18 protein-coding genes and 1 other annotated feature are annotated in these 19,569 nt (G+C 52.0%); of the genes, 12 read left to right on the top strand and 6 right to left on the bottom strand.

Features of this window, described 5'->3' with window-relative positions; translation table 11 throughout:
- Window positions 1-40: 40 nt before the first annotated feature.
- Window positions 41-1,420 (top strand): cell envelope integrity protein CreD, encoded by a 1,380-nt coding sequence (creD, locus tag HV127_RS11560; RefSeq protein WP_182236164.1) that lies wholly within the window; start codon window positions 41-43, stop codon window positions 1,418-1,420.
- A 54-nt stretch (window positions 1,421-1,474) separates the two neighbouring features.
- On the opposite strand, the gene arcA is transcribed toward creD, so the two are convergent.
- Window positions 1,475-2,191 carry a two-component system response regulator ArcA gene (arcA, locus tag HV127_RS11565; RefSeq protein ID WP_004132265.1) on the bottom strand — a complete coding sequence of 239 codons (717 nt, stop codon included), beginning with the start codon at window positions 2,189-2,191 and terminating at the stop codon, window positions 1,475-1,477.
- Between the two features lie 95 nt (window positions 2,192-2,286).
- Between arcA and yjjY the strand changes: the two genes are divergently transcribed.
- The 6 genes from yjjY to thrC all read left to right on the top strand — a co-directional run bounded on the left by yjjY (window position 2,287) and on the right by thrC (window position 8,553).
- Window positions 2,287-2,427: a protein YjjY gene (yjjY, locus tag HV127_RS11570; protein ID WP_110272677.1), complete on the top strand. Its 141-nt coding sequence runs from the start codon at window positions 2,287-2,289 to the stop codon at window positions 2,425-2,427.
- Between the two features lie 398 nt (window positions 2,428-2,825).
- Window positions 2,826-3,512 (top strand): tRNA/rRNA methyltransferase, encoded by a 687-nt coding sequence (locus tag HV127_RS11575; RefSeq protein WP_182236166.1) that lies wholly within the window; start codon window positions 2,826-2,828, stop codon window positions 3,510-3,512.
- Window positions 3,513-3,724: 212 nt separating this feature from the next.
- Window positions 3,725-3,793, top strand: a complete 69-nt coding sequence (gene thrL, locus HV127_RS11580) for a thr operon leader peptide (protein WP_004222578.1) — start codon at window positions 3,725-3,727, stop codon at window positions 3,791-3,793.
- Window positions 3,732-3,849, top strand: a sequence feature (Thr leader region). (Overlaps the previous gene by 62 nt.)
- Window positions 3,850-3,875: 26 nt before the next feature.
- Entirely contained in the window at window positions 3,876-6,338 is a 2,463-nt protein-coding gene (gene thrA / locus HV127_RS11585; RefSeq protein WP_181483690.1) for a bifunctional aspartate kinase/homoserine dehydrogenase I, read from the top strand.
- A 1-nt stretch (window position 6,339) separates the two neighbouring features.
- Complete coding sequence (thrB, locus tag HV127_RS11590) at window positions 6,340-7,269, top strand: homoserine kinase (protein ID WP_181483689.1); 930 nt, start codon at window positions 6,340-6,342, stop codon at window positions 7,267-7,269.
- 3 nt (window positions 7,270-7,272) lie between these two features.
- Window positions 7,273-8,553 carry a threonine synthase gene (gene thrC, locus HV127_RS11595; protein WP_182236168.1) on the top strand — a complete coding sequence of 427 codons (1,281 nt, stop codon included), beginning with the start codon at window positions 7,273-7,275 and terminating at the stop codon, window positions 8,551-8,553.
- Between the two features lie 50 nt (window positions 8,554-8,603).
- Here the strand turns inward: thrC and yaaA are convergent, their stop codons facing one another.
- Both yaaA and HV127_RS11605 read right to left on the bottom strand, forming a co-directional pair.
- On the bottom strand, window positions 8,604-9,377 hold the full coding sequence (gene yaaA / locus HV127_RS11600; protein ID WP_182236170.1) for a peroxide stress protein YaaA: 774 nt from the start codon (window positions 9,375-9,377) through the stop codon (window positions 8,604-8,606).
- 77 nt (window positions 9,378-9,454) lie between these two features.
- The gene (locus HV127_RS11605; protein WP_182236172.1) at window positions 9,455-10,885 is read right to left on the bottom strand and encodes a sodium:alanine symporter family protein; all 1,431 of its coding nucleotides are present in this window, start codon (window positions 10,883-10,885) and stop codon (window positions 9,455-9,457) included.
- Window positions 10,886-11,088: 203 nt separating this feature from the next.
- Here HV127_RS11605 and tal point away from each other — a divergent pair, with 203 nt between their 5' ends.
- The 3 genes from tal to HV127_RS11620 all read left to right on the top strand — a co-directional run bounded on the left by tal (window position 11,089) and on the right by HV127_RS11620 (window position 14,160).
- On the top strand, window positions 11,089-12,042 hold the full coding sequence (tal, locus tag HV127_RS11610; protein WP_110272670.1) for a transaldolase: 954 nt from the start codon (window positions 11,089-11,091) through the stop codon (window positions 12,040-12,042).
- A 99-nt stretch (window positions 12,043-12,141) separates the two neighbouring features.
- On the top strand, window positions 12,142-12,729 hold the full coding sequence (gene mog / locus HV127_RS11615) for a molybdopterin adenylyltransferase (RefSeq protein WP_110272669.1): 588 nt from the start codon (window positions 12,142-12,144) through the stop codon (window positions 12,727-12,729).
- Between the two features lie 120 nt (window positions 12,730-12,849).
- Window positions 12,850-14,160: an MFS transporter gene (locus HV127_RS11620; RefSeq protein ID WP_182236174.1), complete on the top strand. Its 1,311-nt coding sequence runs from the start codon at window positions 12,850-12,852 to the stop codon at window positions 14,158-14,160.
- A gap of 46 nt (window positions 14,161-14,206) precedes the next feature.
- Here the strand turns inward: HV127_RS11620 and satP are convergent, their stop codons facing one another.
- From satP to HV127_RS11635, 3 genes are all read right to left on the bottom strand, one after another.
- Window positions 14,207-14,773, bottom strand: a complete 567-nt coding sequence (gene satP, locus HV127_RS11625; RefSeq protein WP_110272667.1) for an acetate uptake transporter — start codon at window positions 14,771-14,773, stop codon at window positions 14,207-14,209.
- A gap of 122 nt (window positions 14,774-14,895) precedes the next feature.
- On the bottom strand, window positions 14,896-15,612 hold the full coding sequence (gene msyB / locus HV127_RS11630) for an acidic protein MsyB (RefSeq protein ID WP_182236176.1): 717 nt from the start codon (window positions 15,610-15,612) through the stop codon (window positions 14,896-14,898).
- A 28-nt stretch (window positions 15,613-15,640) separates the two neighbouring features.
- Window positions 15,641-16,045: a DUF2541 family protein gene (locus tag HV127_RS11635; RefSeq protein ID WP_182236178.1), complete on the bottom strand. Its 405-nt coding sequence runs from the start codon at window positions 16,043-16,045 to the stop codon at window positions 15,641-15,643.
- 382 nt (window positions 16,046-16,427) lie between these two features.
- Between HV127_RS11635 and dnaK the strand changes: the two genes are divergently transcribed.
- Both dnaK and dnaJ read left to right on the top strand, forming a co-directional pair.
- Window positions 16,428-18,344, top strand: a complete 1,917-nt coding sequence (gene dnaK / locus HV127_RS11640; RefSeq protein ID WP_112215052.1) for a molecular chaperone DnaK — start codon at window positions 16,428-16,430, stop codon at window positions 18,342-18,344.
- Window positions 18,345-18,431: 87 nt separating this feature from the next.
- A complete protein-coding gene (gene dnaJ, locus HV127_RS11645) occupies window positions 18,432-19,568 on the top strand; it encodes a molecular chaperone DnaJ (RefSeq protein WP_110272663.1) in 1,137 nt (378 codons plus the stop codon).
- Window position 19,569: the final 1 nt, after the last annotated feature.

The following is a 19,569-nucleotide window of genomic DNA, read 5'->3' on the forward strand; positions in this document are numbered from 1 at the left end:
ATAGCCCATCTAAGGTGTACTTATCACTAAGGAGAGGGCTATGTTGAAATCACCACTATTCTGGAAAATGAGCACCCTGCTGGGATGCATTTTACTGTTGTCGATCCCGCTGATGATCGTCAGGCAACTGATCGTTGAACGTGCGGATTATCGCAGCGATGTTGTCGATGCTCTACAGAGCAGTACTAGCGGGCCGCAAAAGCTGACCGGGCCGCTGATTGCTATTCCTGTCACTGAAACCCTGACGCGCATTGAAGATAAAAAAGAGGTTGAGTATCAACGTAGTTGGCTGCATTACTGGTTGCCAGAAACGCTGGCGATAACCGGAAAACAGAATGTTGAATCGCGGAAAATCGGCATTTATGAAGGTCAAATCTGGCACAACGATCTCGGAATTAAAGCGCATTTCGACGTTTCCCGTCTGGCTGAACTCAAAAAAGACAATATTGCGTTGGGCCAGCCTTTTATGGTGGTCGGCGTTAGCGATGCACGCGGGATTGGCGCTATCGTCGCGCCGCAGATTAATGGTGAGACGTTGTCCGTAGAGCCAGGGCTCGGTCTTAGCGGTAGCGGAGAGGGCATTCATATGCCGATGCCGTTGTTATCATCTGAACAAAAAGCGCTGGATGTTGAATTCACACTTAACCTGAACGGAACCGGGAGCTTCTCGGTGGTGCCGATCGGACGCAACAGCGAACTACAACTGGCCAGCAACTGGGCACACCCTGGTTTTCTCGGCGATTTTCTTCCCGTTAACCGTGAGGTCAGCGCTTCGGGCTACAGCGCTCACTGGCAAAGTAGTTGGTTTGCCAACAACATGGCGAAGTTTTTTGTTGACGATCGGGAGGTTGAATGGCGGCAGTTGCCTGCTTTCAACGTCAATGTTACGACTCCAGCCGATCAGTACCAGCTGACAGATCGAGCGACGAAATATGCCATTTTGTTGATTTCACTAACTTTCATGGCATTTTTCGTATTCGAAAGTTTAACCCAGCGCCGTTTGCACCCGATGCAGTATCTGCTGGTGGGGCTGTCGTTAGTGATGTTCTACCTGGTATTGCTGGCGCTTTCTGAGCATATCGGCTTTACACCATCCTGGATTGTCGCCAGCCTGATAGGGGCATTAATCAACGGGGTGTATCTGCATGCCGTCATGAAAGGGTGGCGTAATAGTTTGCTTTTCGTCTGTGCGTTATTACTGCTGGATGGTGTGATGTGGATGCTCTTGCGTTCAGAAGATAGTGCCTTGTTGTTGGGGACTGGAGTGCTGCTATTGGCGTTGAGTGCGCTGATGTTCCTGACGCGCCATGTCGACTGGTATGCTTTATCTCTCCCGAAGTCGAAGGAAGAGCAGCCCGGCGGCGATGGCAATGACGGTGGTGATAGTGGTAGCGACGACAAACTCAGAATCTGGAAATAAAAAAAACGGCGCGAATAGCGCCGTTTTTACGTTATTACTGCAAGAGAACCAGAGTTATTCCTGCAGGTCGCCACAGAAGCGGTACCCTTCGCCATGAATGGTGGCGATGATTTCCGGGGTATCCGGAGTGGACTCAAAATGCTTACGAATGCGACGGATGGTCACGTCTACGGTACGGTCGTGTGGTTTAAGCTCACGACCGGTCATTTTCTTCAGTAGTTCTGCGCGAGACTGGATTTTGCCCGGGTTTTCGCAGAAGTGCAGCATGGCGCGGAATTCACTGCGCGGCAGCTTGTACTGCTCACCATTCGGGCTTACCAGTGAACGACTGTTGATATCCAGTTCCCAACCGTTGAATTTATAACTTTCTACGCTGCGGCGTTCTTCACTCGGCGTACCCAGATTCATGGTACGGGAGAGCAGGTTGCGTGCGCGAATCGTCAGTTCACGAGGGTTAAATGGTTTAGTGATATAGTCATCGGCACCGATTTCGAGGCCAAGAATCTTATCCACTTCGTTATCGCGACCGGTAAGGAACATTAGCGCGACGTCCGCCTGTTCACGCAATTCGCGTGCTAACAGGAGACCATTTTTACCTGGTAGGTTAATATCCATGATCACCAGGTTGATATCATTTTCAGACAGGATCTGATGCATTTCCGCGCCATCGGTCGCTTCGAATACATCGTAACCTTCTGCTTCGAAAATACTTTTTAACGTGTTGCGTGTTACCAACTCGTCTTCAACGATAAGAATGTGCGGGGTCTGCATGTTTGCTACCTAAATTGCCAACTAAATCGAAACAGGAAGTACCAAAGTCCCTGACCTGCCTGGTGCATGTCGCAAATTAACATGCCCGGCGTAACATGACTAAAGTACGTAATTGCGTTCTTGATGCACTTTCCATCAACGTCAACAACAACATTAGCTCGGTCGTGGGTACTTTCCCTCTGGACCCGACGGTGTCAAAAACGGCTGTCATCCTAACCATTTTAACAGCAACATAACAGGCTAAGAGAGTCCTGACACCCAATAAAACTACGCTTCGTTGACATATATCAAGTTCAATTGTAGCACGTTAACAGTCTTGTGAAATCATTGCATCGATATGCGATTCATAGTCACAATTCATACACGGCTCAATTAGTTGCGCTAAGAAAATAATAAATATGATGAATCCAACGCCTTGAAACGTACTCTGACATAAATTTCATTGCCAAACATATGGATAAAGACGTTCTGTTAACATACTCCGTGTCGTGGGGCCTTGGGAATAGTTTAGTTTTTTTTATGGGTGATCAAACTCAAATTTAGTGATTTTTGTTGCAAATTTGTAAATTCTCAACGCGTAAAATGAACGCGTGGAGTGATATTTCCGCTGCGTAAAAAGGTAAAAGAGAACCGAATGCGTTTATCAATTGTATTAGTGTCCCCCGCTCGGGCTGAGAACGTAGGTGCTGCAGCACGAGCAATGAAAACAATGGGGTTTAGCGACATGCGTATCGTCGATAGCGATGCTCATTTGCAGCCTGCGGCGCGCTGGGTTGCACACGGCTCCGGGGATATTCTCGATAATATCAGCACTTATCCCACCCTGGAGCAGGCGCTACATGATGTCGATTTTACTGTTGCCACCACTGCCCGTAGCCGGGCGCGTTTCCATTACTACGCGACGCCGCAGCAGCTGTTGCCGCTGCTGGAGGAGAAAGCGCAGTGGATGAATCATGCCGCGCTGGTGTTTGGTCGTGAAGATTCCGGGCTAACTAACGAAGAGCTGGCCCTTGCCGATGTGTTGACTGGTGTACCGATGGTGGCGGACTATCCTTCGCTGAACTTAGGACAGTCGGTGATGGTGTATTGCTATCAACTGACCTCTTTATTGCAGCAAACCCCGGCGACGTCTACCGGCGTGGATGATAATCAGCTGCAGGCATTACGTCTAAGAACGCTCGACTTACTTACCCGACTGGGTGTCGGGGATGATATAAAACTTACCGATTGGCTACAGCAGCGAATCGGTCTTTTACAACAGCGCGATACCGCGATGCTGCATCGTTTATTGCATGATATTGAAAAAAACCTATCAGAGTAAAGTACTGCCATATTATTTTCATATGGTTATATATTCTGATTTCATGTGTCCTTATGCGTAAACCCGGGGGGATTGTCAGGTAATTATGGCGCATTGACCGGGTGCGCAAAAAATGGCTAAAAGTAGAAATTCGTTGACTTAAGTCGACAGATACTTTAACCAATATAGGCACAGGACACAGACAGATAAAAATTACAGAGTACACAACATCCATGAATCGCATCGGCATGATTACCACGATTATCACCACCACTATTACCACAGGTAACGGTGCGGGCTGACGCGTACAGGAAACACAGAAAAAAGCCCGCACCTGAACAGTGCGGGCTTTTTTTTTCGATAAAAGATTAAGGGGTTACAACCATGCGTGTGTTGAAGTTCGGCGGTACATCAGTGGCAAATGCAGAACGTTTTCTGCGAGTTGCCGATATTCTGGAGAGCAATGCCAGGCAGGGGCAGGTAGCCACCGTACTTTCTGCCCCTGCGAAGATTACTAACCACCTGGTTGCGATGATTGAGAAAACGATCGGTGGTCAGGATGCACTTACCAATATCGCCGATGCCGAACGCATTTTTGCCGAACTTCTGCAGGGGCTCGCTGAGGCCCAACCTGGTTTCCCGCTTGCTCAGCTGAAAATTTTTGTTGAGCAAGAATTTGCGCAAATCAAGCATGTGCTGCACGGTATCAGCCTGCTTGGGCAGTGCCCAGATAGCGTCAACGCTTCGCTAATCTGCCGGGGTGAAAAGCTTTCTATCGCGATTATGGCCGGTCTGCTGGAAGCGCGTGGTCATCACGTCACGGTCATTAACCCAGTCGAAAAATTGCTAGCAGTAGGTCACTACCTTGAGTCCACAGTTGATATCGCTGAATCGACTCGCCGCATTGTCGCCAGTCAGATCCCATCAGACCATATGGTGCTGATGGCCGGTTTCACCGCGGGCAATGAAAAGGGTGAACTGGTGGTTCTGGGTCGTAACGGTTCTGACTACTCCGCCGCGGTACTGGCTGCCTGCCTGCGCGCCGACTGTTGTGAAATCTGGACTGACGTCGATGGTGTTTATACCTGCGACCCTCGTCAGGTGCCAGATGCGCGCCTGCTGAAGTCGATGTCTTATCAGGAAGCGATGGAGCTTTCTTATTTTGGTGCCAAAGTTCTGCACCCGCGCACCATTGCGCCAATCGCCCAGTTCCAGATCCCCTGTTTAATCAAAAATACGGGTAACCCGCAGGCACCAGGCACGCTTATCGGTGCGAGTCTTGATGAAGATGGTCTGCCGGTGAAGGGGATCTCCAATCTTAATAATATGGCGATGTTCAACGTCTCCGGTCCGGGCATGAAAGGCATGGTAGGAATGGCGGCGCGTGTTTTTGCTACCATGTCTCGCGCCGGAATTTCTGTCGTTTTGATCACCCAATCCTCTTCGGAATACAGCATCAGCTTCTGCGTACCGCAGAGCGACTGCGCGCGGGCAAAGCGGGTGATGGAAGAAGAGTTCTACCTGGAACTGAAAGAGGGCCAACTGGAACCGCTTTCTATTATGGACCGTCTGGCAATCATCTCTGTTGTCGGCGATGGGATGCGGACTCTGCGCGGTATCTCCGCCAAGTTCTTTGCCGCGCTGGCACGCGCCAACATCAATATTGTCGCGATTGCTCAGGGCTCTTCCGAGCGTTCTATCTCTGTTGTTGTCAGCAATGATGACGCAACAACCGGCGTGCGCGTGACTCACCAGATGCTGTTCAATACCGATCAGGTCATTGAAGTGTTTGTTATCGGTGTCGGCGGTGTCGGCGGTGCGCTGATCGAACAGATCAAGCGCCAGCAAAGCTGGCTGAAGAGTAAACATATCGATCTGCGCGTTTGCGGCGTCGCCAATTCTCACGCTTTGCTGACCAACGTACACGGTCTCAATCTTGAACACTGGCGCGATGAGCTGGTGGAGGCCAAAGATGGATTTAATTTGGGTCGACTTATTCGTTTGGTGAAAGAGTATCACCTGTTGAACCCGGTTATTGTCGACTGTACCTCCAGCCAGGCCGTCGCCGATCAGTACGCGGATTTCTTGCGCGAAGGTTTCCATGTGGTCACGCCGAACAAAAAGGCGAATACCTCATCACTGGATTACTATCACCAACTGCGTCATGCCGCGAGCAGCTCTCGGCGTAAGTTCTTATACGACACCAACGTCGGCGCGGGCCTACCGGTCATTGAAAACCTGCAAAATCTGCTGAATGCTGGCGATGAGCTGCTGCACTTCTCCGGTATTCTGTCCGGCTCGCTGTCGTTTATCTTCGGTAAGCTGGATGAAGGCATGAGTTTCTCTGATGCAACGAAGCTGGCGCGTGAGATGGGCTACACCGAACCGGATCCGCGTGACGATCTTTCCGGCGTTGATGTTGCGCGCAAGCTGCTGATCCTGGCACGTGAAACCGGACGTGAGCTGGAGCTGTCTGACATTATCGTTGAGCCGGCGCTGTCGGCAGGTTTTGACGCCAGTGGCGATGTTGAAAGCTTTATGGCACGCCTGCCTTCTCTCGATGATGAGTTTGCCTCACGGGTCGCTAAAGCGCGCGATGAAGGTAAAGTCTTGCGTTATGTTGGTAACATCGAAGAGGATGGCACCTGCCGCGTGAAAATTGCCGCGGTTGACGGCAACGATCCGCTGTTCAAAGTGAAAAACGGCGAGAACGCGCTGGCCTTTTACAGCCACTATTATCAGCCGCTGCCGCTGGTGCTGCGCGGCTATGGCGCGGGTAACGATGTAACGGCGGCGGGCGTATTCGCTGACCTGCTGCGTACCCTGTCATGGAAGTTAGGAGTTTAAGATGGTCAAAGTATATGCCCCGGCTTCCAGTGCCAATATGAGCGTCGGGTTTGATGTGCTGGGGGCTGCGGTGACGCCGGTCGACGGTACGCTGTTGGGAGACAATGTGACGGTGGAAGCCGCTGAGAGCTTCAGCCTGCAAAACGTGGGTCGTTTCGCCAGCAAGCTGCCGACAGTTCCGCAGGAAAATATCGTCTATCAATGCTGGGAGCGTTTCTGTCAGGAAATTGGCAAAAAGATCCCGGTGGCGATGACGCTGGAAAAAAATATGCCGATCGGTTCCGGCCTGGGTTCCAGCGCCTGTTCCGTCGTCGCCGCGCTGGTGGCAATGAATGAATTCTGCGGTAAACCACTCAATGAAACCCGGATGCTGGCGCTGATGGGCGAGATGGAAGGGCGGATTTCCGGCAGTATTCATTACGATAACGTCGCGCCTTGCTACCTTGGCGGTATCCAGTTGATGCTTGAGGAAAACGGCATCATCAGTCAGCAGATTCCAGGGTTTGACGAGTGGCTATGGGTGCTGGCTTATCCGGGGATTAAAGTCTCAACGGCGGAAGCGCGGGCGATTCTCCCGGCACAGTATCGCCGCCAGGACTGTATCGCACACGGTCGCCATCTGGCGGGCTTCATTCACGCCTGCTATACCCGTCAGCCTCAGCTGGCGGCGAAATTGATGAAAGATGTGATTGCCGAACCGTATCGTACCAAACTACTGCCGGGCTTCAGCGAAGCGCGTCAGGCAGCAATGGAAATTGGCGCGCAGGCGTGCGGCATTTCCGGTTCCGGTCCGACGTTGTTCGCGTTATGCGATAAACCGGAAACCGCGCAGCGCGTCGCCGACTGGCTGGCTACGCACTATCTGCAAAATCAGGAAGGCTTCGTTCATATTTGCCGGCTGGACACGGCGGGCGCTCGAGTAGTGGGATAACCAATGAAACTCTATAACTTAAAAGATCATAACGAACAGGTCAGCTTTGCGCAGGCCGTGACGCAGGGGCTTGGCAAGCAGCAGGGACTGTTCTTTCCGCACGATCTGCCGGAATTCAACCTGAGCGAAATCGATGACATGCTGGCGCTGGATTTTGTCTCGCGTAGCGCGAAAATTTTATCGGCAATGATTGGCGATGAGATCCCGCAGGCGGTCCTGCAAGAGCGTATCGGCGCAGCCTTCGCCTTCCCGGCGCCGGTCAGCAAAGTGCAAGACGACGTGGGCTGCCTGGAGCTGTTCCACGGCCCAACGCTGGCGTTTAAAGACTTCGGCGGCCGCTTTATGGCGCAGATGCTGACCCATATCGCGGGCGACAAACCGGTGACCATTCTGACGGCAACGTCGGGCGATACCGGTGCGGCGGTCGCACACGCGTTTTATGGCCTGCCAAACGTCAAGGTCGTCATCCTCTATCCGCGCGGTAAAATCAGCCCGCTGCAGGAAAAACTGTTCTGTACCCTCGGCGGAAACATCGAGACCGTCGCTATCGATGGTGATTTTGATGCGTGTCAGGCGCTGGTTAAGCAGGCCTTTGACGATGAAGAGCTGAAGGTTGCGCTAGGTCTGAATTCGGCAAACTCAATTAATATTAGCCGCCTGTTGGCGCAGATTTGCTACTACTTTGAAGCGGTAGCACAACTGCCGCAGGAAGCCCGTAATCAGCTGGTTATCTCTGTGCCAAGCGGCAACTTTGGCGACCTGACTGCGGGACTGCTGGCGAAGTCTCTGGGCCTGCCGATCAAACGTTTTATCGCGGCAACCAATGCCAACGATACCGTGCCGCGTTTCCTGCAGGACGGTAACTGGTCGCCGAAAGCGACACAGGCTACCTTGTCTAACGCCATGGACGTCAGCCAGCCGAATAACTGGCCGCGCGTGGAAGAACTGTTCCGCCGTAAGACCTGGCGTTTGAACGAGCTGGGCTACGCGGCGGTGGATGATGAAACCACCAAAGACACCATGCGTGAACTGAAAACCATTGGCTATACCTCAGAACCGCATGCGGCGATTGCTTATCGCGCGCTGCGTGACCAGCTGCAGCCTGGCGAGTATGGCCTGTTCCTCGGCACGGCGCATCCGGCGAAATTTAAAGAGAGCGTGGAAGAGATTCTGCAAGAGACGCTGCCGCTGCCGAAAGAGCTGGCCGATCGTGCTGACCTGCCGCTGCTGTCACATAACTTGCCGGCAGACTATGCCGCGCTGCGTAAGCTGATGATGGGTTAAGCCTGAATCAGGCTCCCCTGACGCGCCGTTCTGCGAAAGGGGAGTTTCTTTTAATGTTCGTGGCGCTTAAAGACCATCTCGCTTTTATCAGAAGCATCAGCATCAAAGAAATAACCTTCGCTATCGAAGTTGATTAGCTGTTCGGGTTTGGTTAAGCGATTTTCAATAATGTAACGGCTCATTAAGCCGCGCGCTTTTTTAGCGTAGAAGCTGATCACTTTGAACTTACCGTTTTTCTCATCAAGGAAAACCGGCTTAATCAACTGACCCTCAAGCTGTTTGGTTTTGACCGATCTGAAGTATTCATCAGAGGCAAGGTTAATCACGACATCGTCACCCAGCGCTTTCAGCGCCTGATTCAGCTTATCGGTAATCACTTCTCCCCAGTACTGATACAGGTCTTTGCCCTTCGCATTTTCAAGCTTAATGCCCATTTCCAGGCGATAAGGCTGCATGAGATCCAGCGGGCGCAGTACGCCATAAAGGCCGGAGAGCATACGCAGATGCTGCTGGGCAAAATCAAAGTCAGCTTCGCTAAAGGTTTCTGCCTGGAGGCCGGTGTAGACATCGCCCTTAAACGCCAGAATGGCCTGACGGGCGTTATCCGGCGTGAAATCCGGATGCCAGTCATGAAAACGAGTTGCATTGAGGTCAGCCAGCTTATCGCTGATGCTCATCAGCTTACCTATTTGCGGTGCTGATAGCTGACGGGCGATGCCGATAAGCTCCTGAGAATACTCTAATAGTTCAGGCTGGGTATAGCGAGCGGTCGCCAGCGGGCTTTGATAATCAAGCGTTTTTGCAGGTGAAATCAGAATCAGCATATCCAGTCCTTACGGGAAATTTGTTATGACTTTATCAAAAAAAAGTCCTGGGAGGATCGATAGCTGCGATTGCCGCGTTATTCACGCGGCAGATTATCCCAGGTTCCCGGCACCAACTGCTGATGAATCTCGGGATAGCGGGTGACATCAAACTCCGGTCGCTGGCCCAGCCGGCGCTGGCGTAGGTAATCACTGGCAATGATCCGTACCGTTGGCGACAGCAGCAGGATTGCCGTCAGGTTAGTAATCGCCATGAGTGCCATGATGATATCCGCCATCTGCCAGACAACCGGTAAACTGACCATCGCTCCGGTGATGACCATGCTCAGCGTGAGAAGTCGTAGCACCCAGATGTTCCGTGTGCTACCCAGGCGCAGAAAGATCAGATTATTTTCGGCATAGATGTAGTTTGCAACGATGGAACTGAAGGCGAAAAGCAATACGATAAAGGCGACAAAGCTGGATCCCCAGCCGCCGACGAGGTTGCTCATAGCATGTTGAATCGCCTGAATACCGTTCACCGCCTCACCGTTGTCGTCTCTCGGCGCGAGCATGATGATCACGGCGCTGGCAGTGCAGACCACTATCGTATCAATGAAGACGCCTATCATTTGGACAATCCCCTGAGCGGCAGGATGCGGGGGCCAGGAGGCCGCCGCTGCCGCGGCATTCGGTGTCGAACCCATGCCAGCTTCGTTGGAGAACATACCGCGCTGAAAACCGCTAGTGAGTGCCTGGCTAATGGTATAGCCGACCGCGCCAGCAGCCGCTTCTTGCCAACCGAAGGCACAGCGGAAAATGGTTTCAAAAATCGTCGGCAGCGCGGTGAAATGCCAGAGACCGATGATAAGGCTGGCCATCACCCAAAGCAGGGCCATCACGGGGACGACCCATTGCATTAATCGTGCTACGCCACGAATGCCGCGAACGATAACCAACAGGGTAAGAATCGCGAGCACACTGCCGGTGATAATCTCGGGTAAATGGAACGCGTACTCCATCGCATGCGCAACGGAGTTGGCCTGCACGGTGTTGAAAATGACGCCGTAGGCAATCAGCAGTAAAATGGAAAACAGAACTCCCATCCAGCGCATGCCTAATCCGCGAGCCATGTACCAGGCGGGCCCGCCGCGAAATTGCCCGCGAGAGTCGCGTTCTTTATACAGCTGTGCGAGGGAGCACTCAGCGAAGCTGCTGGCCATACCGAGCAGGGCGGAGACCCACATCCAAAAAACAGCTCCGGGTCCACCAGCGGTAATGGCGAGTGCGACGCCGGCCAAATTACCGCTACCGACGCGCGCAGCCAGACTGGTACACAATGCTTGAAAGGATGTTAATCCTCCTGGCTGCGGCTGAAGACTTTTTTTCAGACTTTTGCCAAACTGGCGAACATAACGAAACTGAATATACTTTGTTCGCCAGGTAAACCAGACGCCAGCGCCCAGTAACAGGTAAATCATTACCGAGCCCCAGAGTACTTCATTGATAAAAGACAGAAAATCAGGCATTAAACATCCTCTTGTCCATGCCGGCGCGCGAGTGTAAGCGCTACCAATTCAGTGACAATCCTTTAGTGTTCAGATAATTAATTGACTGAGTTTATCACACTCTGCGCTCTTACATTGTCGGCGGTTGCGCTGACCCGGCAGCGTGTTATCATCTTGGCAGACCGGTTACATCCCCTTAACTGCTGTTTAAGAGAAACACTATCATGACGGATAAATTGACTTCTCTGCGTCAGTACACCACTGTCGTAGCTGATACCGGAGATATCGCGGCAATGAAGCTGTATCAGCCTCAGGATGCCACGACCAACCCTTCTTTGATTCTCGGCGCGGCTCAGATTCCTGAGTACCGTAAGCTGATTGATGATGCTGTTGCCTGGGCCCGTGGCCAGAGCAGCGATCGCGCACAGCAGATTATCGATGCTTCCGATAAGCTGGCGGTGAACATCGGTCTCGAAATCCTCAAGCTGATCCCAGGCCGTATTTCCACCGAAGTTGACGCTCGTCTTTCCTACGACACCGAGGCGTCGATTGCCAAAGCTAAGCGCATCATCAAATTGTATAACGATGCTGGCATCGGTAACGATCGCATTCTGATCAAACTGGCTTCTACCTGGCAGGGCATCCGTGCTGCTGAGCAGCTGGAAAAAGAAGGCATCAACTGTAACCTGACTCTGCTGTTCTCCTTCGCTCAGGCGCGTGCTTGTGCGGAAGCGGGCGTGTTCCTGATTTCTCCGTTTGTTGGCCGTATCCTCGACTGGTATAAAGCGAACACCGATAAGAAAGAATATGCACCGGCAGAAGATCCAGGCGTGGTTTCCGTAAGAGAAATCTACGAATACTACAAACAGCACGGCTATGAAACGGTGGTTATGGGCGCGAGCTTCCGTAATCTCGGTGAAATTCTGGAACTGGCTGGCTGTGACCGCCTGACCATCGCTCCGACCCTGCTGAAAGAGCTGGCGGAAAGCGAAGGTGCAATCGAACGCAAACTGGCGTTCAGCGGCGAAGTTAAAGCGCGTCCGGCTCGCATTACCGAATCCCAGTTCCTGTGGCAGCATAACCAGGATCCGATGGCGGTAGACAAACTGGCGGATGGTATCCGTAAGTTTGCGATCGACCAGGAAAAACTGGAAAAAATGATCGGCGATCTGCTGTAATTCCGCATGTGGCCGACGCCCGTCGGCCACATTAAACTGTCTGCCTTGTCCCCCTCGGTGTATTATTCTGTCTATTAATACTGTTTGAACGGAATAATCATGAACACCTTACGAATCGGCTTAGTTTCCATTTCCGATCGCGCCTCCAGCGGCGTCTATCAGGATAAAGGCATTCCGGCGCTTGAAGAGTGGCTAGCGCGTGCGCTGACCACGCCTTTCGAATTACAGACCCGTTTAATCCCGGATGAGCAGGTTATTATCGAACAAACGCTGTGTGAACTGGTTGATGAAATGGGTTGTCATCTGGTGCTGACTACCGGCGGTACTGGTCCAGCGCGACGCGATGTGACCCCGGATGCGACGCTAGCGATTGCCGATCGGGTTATGCCTGGTTTTGGCGAGCAAATGCGCCAGGTCAGCCTGCACTTTGTACCGACGGCTATTCTTTCTCGCCAGGTGGGCGTTATCCGCAAGCAGGCGCTGATCCTCAATCTCCCTGGCCAGCCAAAAGCCATCGAAGAAACGCTGGAAGGTGTTAAAGATGCTGAAGGCAAGGTGCTGGTGCACGGTGTGTTTGCAAGTGTACCGTATTGTGTACAGTTGCTTGAAGGGCCTTATGTTGAAACCAATCCCGATGTGGTAGCAGCTTTTCGCCCTAAAAGCGCAAGGCGTGAAACTTTATCCTGAATTTGATGCATTCCTGACATAACCTGCATCGTCTGTGGTGTGTTGTTTTATTTACGATATAGTGTTTTTTACTTTACACGTTGCGTAAAACACCTTCATACTTCTGGATGATTGTCCGTTATGTCACAAAACACCCGACCTCTGAATCGACAGGATTATAAAACTCTGACGCTGGCCGCCCTCGGTGGAGCGCTGGAGTTTTATGATTTCATTATCTTTGTCTTCTTCGCTGCCGTCGTCGGCGAGCTGTTCTTCCCGGCAGATATTCCTGAGTGGCTGCGCCAGGTACAGACCTTCGGTATTTTTGCCGCGGGCTATTTAGCACGTCCTCTCGGCGGCATCATTATGGCCCACTTCGGCGATCTGGTCGGGCGTAAGAAAATGTTTACCCTGAGCATTTTGCTGATGGCGCTACCAACGCTGGCGATTGGTCTGCTGCCAACTTATGAATCAATGGGGCTGCTGGCGCCGCTGCTACTGTTGTTTATGCGTATTCTTCAGGGGGCTGCCATTGGTGGTGAAGTTCCCGGGGCCTGGGTCTTCGTCGCAGAACATGTGCCAGAGAAAAGGATTGGTATCGCATGCGGTACGCTGACTGCGGGTCTGACGGTGGGCATCTTACTGGGATCGGTAGTGGCAACGCTGATTAATACCAATATGACCCCGCAGGGTATCCACGATGGCGGCTGGCGTATTCCTTTCCTGTTAGGCGGCGCGTTTGGTCTTGTCGCCATGTACTTGCGTCGTTGGTTGCAGGAGACGCCTATTTTCCTTGAAATGCAGCAGCGCAAAGCGTTAGCGCAGGAGCTGCCGGTTAAGGCGGTTGCGCTAAAGCATCAAAAAGCAGTGGTCGTTTCTATGCTGCTGACCTGGCTCTTATCCGCCGGGGTGGTGGTGGTGATTCTGATGTCGCCGGTCTGGCTGCAAAAGCACTATGGTTTTGCCCCTGCAATCACCCTGCAAGCTAACAGCATTGCCACCATCATGTTATGCATCGGCTGTCTGCTGGCAGGCCTGGCGGCCGATAAGTTTGGTGCCAGCCGTACGTTTATTGTCGGGAGTTTATTTCTGGCGGCCTCTAGCTGGGCTTTCTATCATCTTTCCGGCGATAGCCCGCAGCGTCTGTTTCTGCTCTATGGCACGGTCGGGTTGTGTGTCGGCGTGGTAGGGGCGGTACCTTATGTGATGGTGCGCGCTTTCCCGGCAGAGGTGCGATTTACCGGTATTTCATTCTCTTACAACGTGTCTTATGCCATCTTCGGCGGCCTGACGCCGATTGCTGTGACCATGCTGATGGGCGTGTCACCGATGGCACCTGCCTGGTACGTGCTGGCGCTGTCGTTTATGGGATTGGGGCTGGGGATTTGGCTACGCCAGGGGCTGGATAAACAGGTCGCTACACCACAAGGTGAGCTGCAGCGCCTGCCTTAAATCAATGTGACCCACTTTGCCGCCCGCTATCGGGCGGCGAAGTGAATTAATGCTTTTCGCCGATTGGCAGAACGGTGCGGCCAAACTGCTCGTTCAACACTTCACCCATCGCCAGATAGATGGCGCTAGCGCCGCAGACCAGACCTACCCAGCCGGCAATCTTAACGATGCCTTCGTTATCGACCAGGTGGCCAATCGCCAGCAGAGCAAACAGCACGGTCAGGCTCAGGAAGACAAATTGCAGCATACGTGCGGCTTTCAGGGTGCCAAAGAACATAAACAGGGTAAAGACTCCCCACAGGCCGAGGTACATGCCGAGGAAGTGCGCGTTAGGCGCTTCAGCAAGGCCCATTTTCGGCATCAGAAGGATCGCGACCAGCGTCAACCAAAAGGCGCCATAGGACGTAAATGCGGTTAAGCCAAAGGTGTTGCCTTTTTTAAATTCCAGCAGGCCGGCAAAAATCTGCGCAATACCGCCGTAAAAAATGCCCATCGCCAGGATAGCTACATCGAACGCGAACAGGCCGCTATTCGCCAGGTTAAGCAAAATAGTGGTCATGCCGAAGCCCATAAGGCCCAGCGGTGCCGGATTAGCCAACTTAGTGTTGCCCATAATTCCTCAAAATATTGATTAGAAAGGGAAGCATTACCCCGCCACTTAGCGACAGGGCGCGGCATAATAATGAGGAGTTGCAGCACTGTCTATGATCTGGCGGGGTATTTTTCACCAATTTATTATTCTGCCTGATGAAGCCTGGCCATTCGCCTTAAACAAGCGATGTGGAGCACTGCCGGGATGGTGACTCGATAAGCGCTACCGCTAACGGCTTTTACACCATTAACCGCTGCGCCGAGGGGGCCGCCAAGCCCTGCACCGCGGACTAAACCATGGCCGATAACGCTGACCGCAGCGTGGGTGCCGAGAATCTTCGTCAAGCGTGCTTCAAGAATATGCGAGACCCCTTGTGCCAGCTTATGTGTCTGGATCAGATGGGGAAGTAGCTCTTTTTGCTCTTTGACTCGACACTCCACGGCAGTGAAGAAATCGGCTTTCTGTTGGTCATCCATCTTCTTCCAACTATGTTCCAGGAAGTGTTCCAACAGATGTTGCTCAATTTCAGGTGTGGACATTTGTTTATCAGCTTTGACTTTCAATCGTTTGCAAACATCCAGCAGGATTGCTCGATAGAACTTGCCGTGACGACGAAGCGTATTGGCGATGCTATCGCCACCAAAGTGCTGGAGCTCACCGGCGATCAACTGCCAGTTACGACGATAGCGTTCAGGATGTCCTTCCATCGCCTGAAAAGTTTCATTACGTAATAGTGTGCTTGAGAGACGTGGCTTGCCATTCTCGTTGTGGGTCAGAATACGCGTAAAGGTTGCCAGATGTTCTTCACTACATTGATGGAGAAAAGAGAGATCTTCATCATCCAGATAATTAATTTTCATAGGGGGCTTGTATGCGTAGTCAGTAATATTAATCATCGCCGATAATTTTTAGCGAGGCCATGTCAGAGGAGTTGATCGTGTGGCCGGAAAAAGCAATTTTCTTCACGCAACGTTTATTATCGTTGTCGCTATTAATGTTAATCCAGTTGGTGGTTGTACCTTGCTTTATCGTTGACGGTACATTGAGGCTCTGGCTGGCGCTATTGCTGGCTTTAAAGTACACCGTTGCGCCGGAGAGCTGGACATCGCCTCGGTCAGTCGTGAGCTGGATACGCTTAATCACCCGACAAACAGGCAGCTTCAGAGTCAGGTCGTTAGTCTCATTTCTTGGCATGGCGACTACGCCTAAAATTTTATGATCGTTAGCAGATACTGAAGCCACTAATGCGGTGGTTAAAAGCAATCCCGTTGATATATGAATGAGTGATTTCATGAGAATTTTCCAATGATTTAATTTATTACACCTGGAAAATACTTTATCACCGGAGCTTTATTGCTTTTAGTCGGTAATTATTGCGGATTATGTCAATAATTTCATGAATATATTATCTGTAATTATTTTAATTATTTATGTATTGACGTGTTTTTACCCCCATATTCGACTTTTGACCCCGGTTCGTCCCATCCCGCAGGGCTGCGAAGGCAAATTTTTTTTGTCGTCCCCCCTTGATGAAGCGGTGGGTGACCCCATCTTGTAGTCAACCGCAGTGAATGAACCTGAAAAAAATGATGTCTGGGCAGTTGAAACCGCACGTTTCGCCCTTATTACAGGTTCACAACCACATGTTGAATGAAATTTTAGTGGAGACGTTTAGATGGGTAAAATTATTGGTATCGACCTGGGTACTACCAACTCTTGTGTAGCGATTATGGATGGCACTACTGCACGTGTGCTGGAGAACGCCGAAGGCGATCGCACCACACCTTCTATCATTGCCTATACCCAGGATGGTGAAACTCTGGTTGGTCAGCCGGCTAAACGTCAGGCAGTGACAAACCCGCAAAATACCCTGTTTGCGATTAAACGCCTGATCGGTCGCCGCTTCCAGGACGAAGAAGTACAGCGTGATGAAGCCATCATGCCGTACAAAATCATCGGTGCTGACAACGGTGATGCATGGATTGATGTTAAGGGCCAGAAAATGGCACCGCCGCAGATCTCTGCTGAAGTGCTGAAAAAAATGAAGAAAACGGCTGAAGATTACCTGGGTGAACCGGTAACTGAAGCGGTTATCACCGTACCTGCATACTTCAACGATGCTCAGCGTCAGGCTACTAAAGATGCCGGTCGTATCGCGGGTCTGGAAGTCAAACGTATCATCAACGAACCAACCGCAGCTGCGCTGGCTTACGGTCTGGATAAAGAAGTCGGTAACCGTACTATCGCGGTTTATGACCTGGGTGGTGGTACTTTCGATATCTCCGTTATCGAGATCGACGAAGTTGACGGCGAAAAAACCTTTGAAGTTCTGGCGACCAACGGTGATACCCACCTCGGTGGTGAAGACTTCGACAGCCGTATGATCAACTACCTCGTTGATGAGTTTAAGAAAGATCAGGGCATTGACCTGCGTAACGATCCGCTGGCCATGCAGCGCCTGAAAGAAGCCGCAGAAAAAGCGAAAATTGAGCTGTCTTCTGCGCAACAGACCGACGTGAACCTGCCGTACATCACCGCAGATGCGTCTGGTCCGAAACACATGAACATCAAAGTGACCCGTGCGAAACTGGAAAGCCTGGTTGAAGACCTGGTGAACCGTTCAATCGAGCCGCTGAAAGTCGCTCTGCAGGATGCTGGCCTGTCCGTATCTGATATCCAGGACGTTATCCTGGTCGGTGGTCAGACACGTATGCCAATGGTTCAGAAGAAAGTGGCTGAATTCTTTGGTAAAGAGCCGCGTAAAGACGTTAACCCGGACGAAGCCGTTGCTATCGGTGCGGCTGTCCAGGGTGGTGTACTGACGGGTGAAGTGAAAGACGTACTGCTGCTGGACGTTACCCCGCTGTCTCTGGGTATCGAAACCATGGGCGGTGTGATGACTGCGCTCATCAACAAAAACACCACTATCCCGACTAAGCACAGCCAGGTGTTCTCTACCGCTGAAGACAACCAGTCTGCGGTAACCATCCATGTGCTGCAGGGTGAGCGTAAACGTGCTTCTGATAACAAAGATCTTGGCCAGTTCAATCTGGATGGTATCAGCCCGGCACCGCGCGGTATGCCACAGATCGAAGTCACCTTCGACATCGATGCTGACGGTATCCTGCACGTTTCCGCGAAAGACAAAAACAGCGGTAAAGAGCAGAAGATCACCATCAAGGCTTCTTCTGGTCTGAACGAAGAAGAAATTCAGAAGATGGTTCGCGAAGCAGAAGCGAACGCAGAATCTGACCGTAAGTTTGAAGAGCTGGTTCAGACCCGTAACCAGGGCGACCATCTGCTGCACAGCACGCGTAAGCAGGTTGAAGAAGCAGGCGACAAACTGCCGGCTGACGATAAAACTGCCATCGAGTCTGCATTGACCGCGCTGGAAACTTCGCTGAAAGGTGAAGATAAAGCGGACATCGAAGCGAAAATGCAGGCGCTGGCCCAGGTTTCTCAGAAGCTGATGGAAATCGCTCAGCAGCAGCACGCACAGCAGCAAGCTGGCGGCGCTGACGCTCAAGAGAGCAACGCGAAGGACGACGATGTTGTTGACGCTGAGTTCGAAGAAGTGAAAGACAAAAAATAATCGCCCTTTGAACGGGTAAAACACTGGCACGGGCGAAGAGGTTTCCTCTCCGCCCGTGCACGCATGTTAAGGGGCTGAAAAACACCAATGGCAAAGCAAGATTATTACGAGATTTTAGGCGTTTCCAGAACAGCGGAAGAGCGTGAAATCAAAAAGGCGTACAAGCGCCTGGCCATGAAATATCACCCGGACCGTAACCAGGGCGATAAAGAGGCCGAAGCAAAATTCAAAGAAATCAAAGAAGCGTATGAAATCCTGACCGATGCCCAGAAGCGCGCGGCCTACGATCAGTATGGTCATGCGGCCTTTGAACAAGGCGGCATGGGCGGCGGCGGTGGTTTTGGTGGCGGCGGTGCTGACTTCGGCGATATCTTTGGCGATGTATTTGGCGATATTTTCGGTGGCGGTCGTGGCCGTCAGCGCGCTTCGCGCGGTGCCGATCTACGCTACAACATGGATCTGACTCTGGAAGAAGCCGTTCGCGGCGTGACTAAAGAGATCCGTATCCCAACGCTGGAAGAGTGTGATGTTTGCCACGGCAGCGGCGCTAAAGCGGGTAGCCAACCGCAAACCTGCCCGACCTGTCATGGAGCAGGCCAGGTTCAGATGCGCCAGGGCTTTTTCGCCGTACAGCAGACCTGTCCACACTGTCAGGGTCGCGGGACGTTGATTAAAGATCCGTGCAACAAATGCCACGGTCACGGTCGCGTTGAGAAGACAAAGACCCTGTCGGTTAAGATCCCGGCAGGCGTAGATACCGGCGATCGTATCCGCCTGGCGGGTGAAGGCGAAGCAGGCGAGCATGGCGCGCCAGCGGGCGATCTGTATGTTCAGGTTCAGGTTAAGCAGCATGCAATCTTCGAGCGTGAAGGGAACAACCTGTATTGTGAAGTCCCGATTAACTTCACTATGGCTGCACTTGGCGGCGAGATTGAAGTGCCGACGCTGGATGGTCGTGTGAACCTGAAAGTGCCTGGTGAGACGCAGACCGGTAAACTATTCCGCATGCGTGGTAAAGGCGTGAAGTCCGTGCGCGGTGGTGCGCAGGGCGATCTGCTGTGCCGCGTAGTGGTCGAAACGCCGGTTGGTCTCAATGACAAGCAAAAGCAGCTACTGAAAGATCTCCAGGAAAGTTTTGGTGGGCCAACGGGCGAGAAAAATAGCCCACGCTCCAAAAGTTTCTTCGACGGTGTGAAGAAGTTTTTCGACGATTTGACCCGCTGAT

The sequence above is a fragment of the Klebsiella sp. RHBSTW-00215 genome (assembly GCF_014103785.1).
In the GTDB taxonomy this organism is placed as follows: Bacteria; Pseudomonadota; Gammaproteobacteria; order Enterobacterales; family Enterobacteriaceae; genus Klebsiella.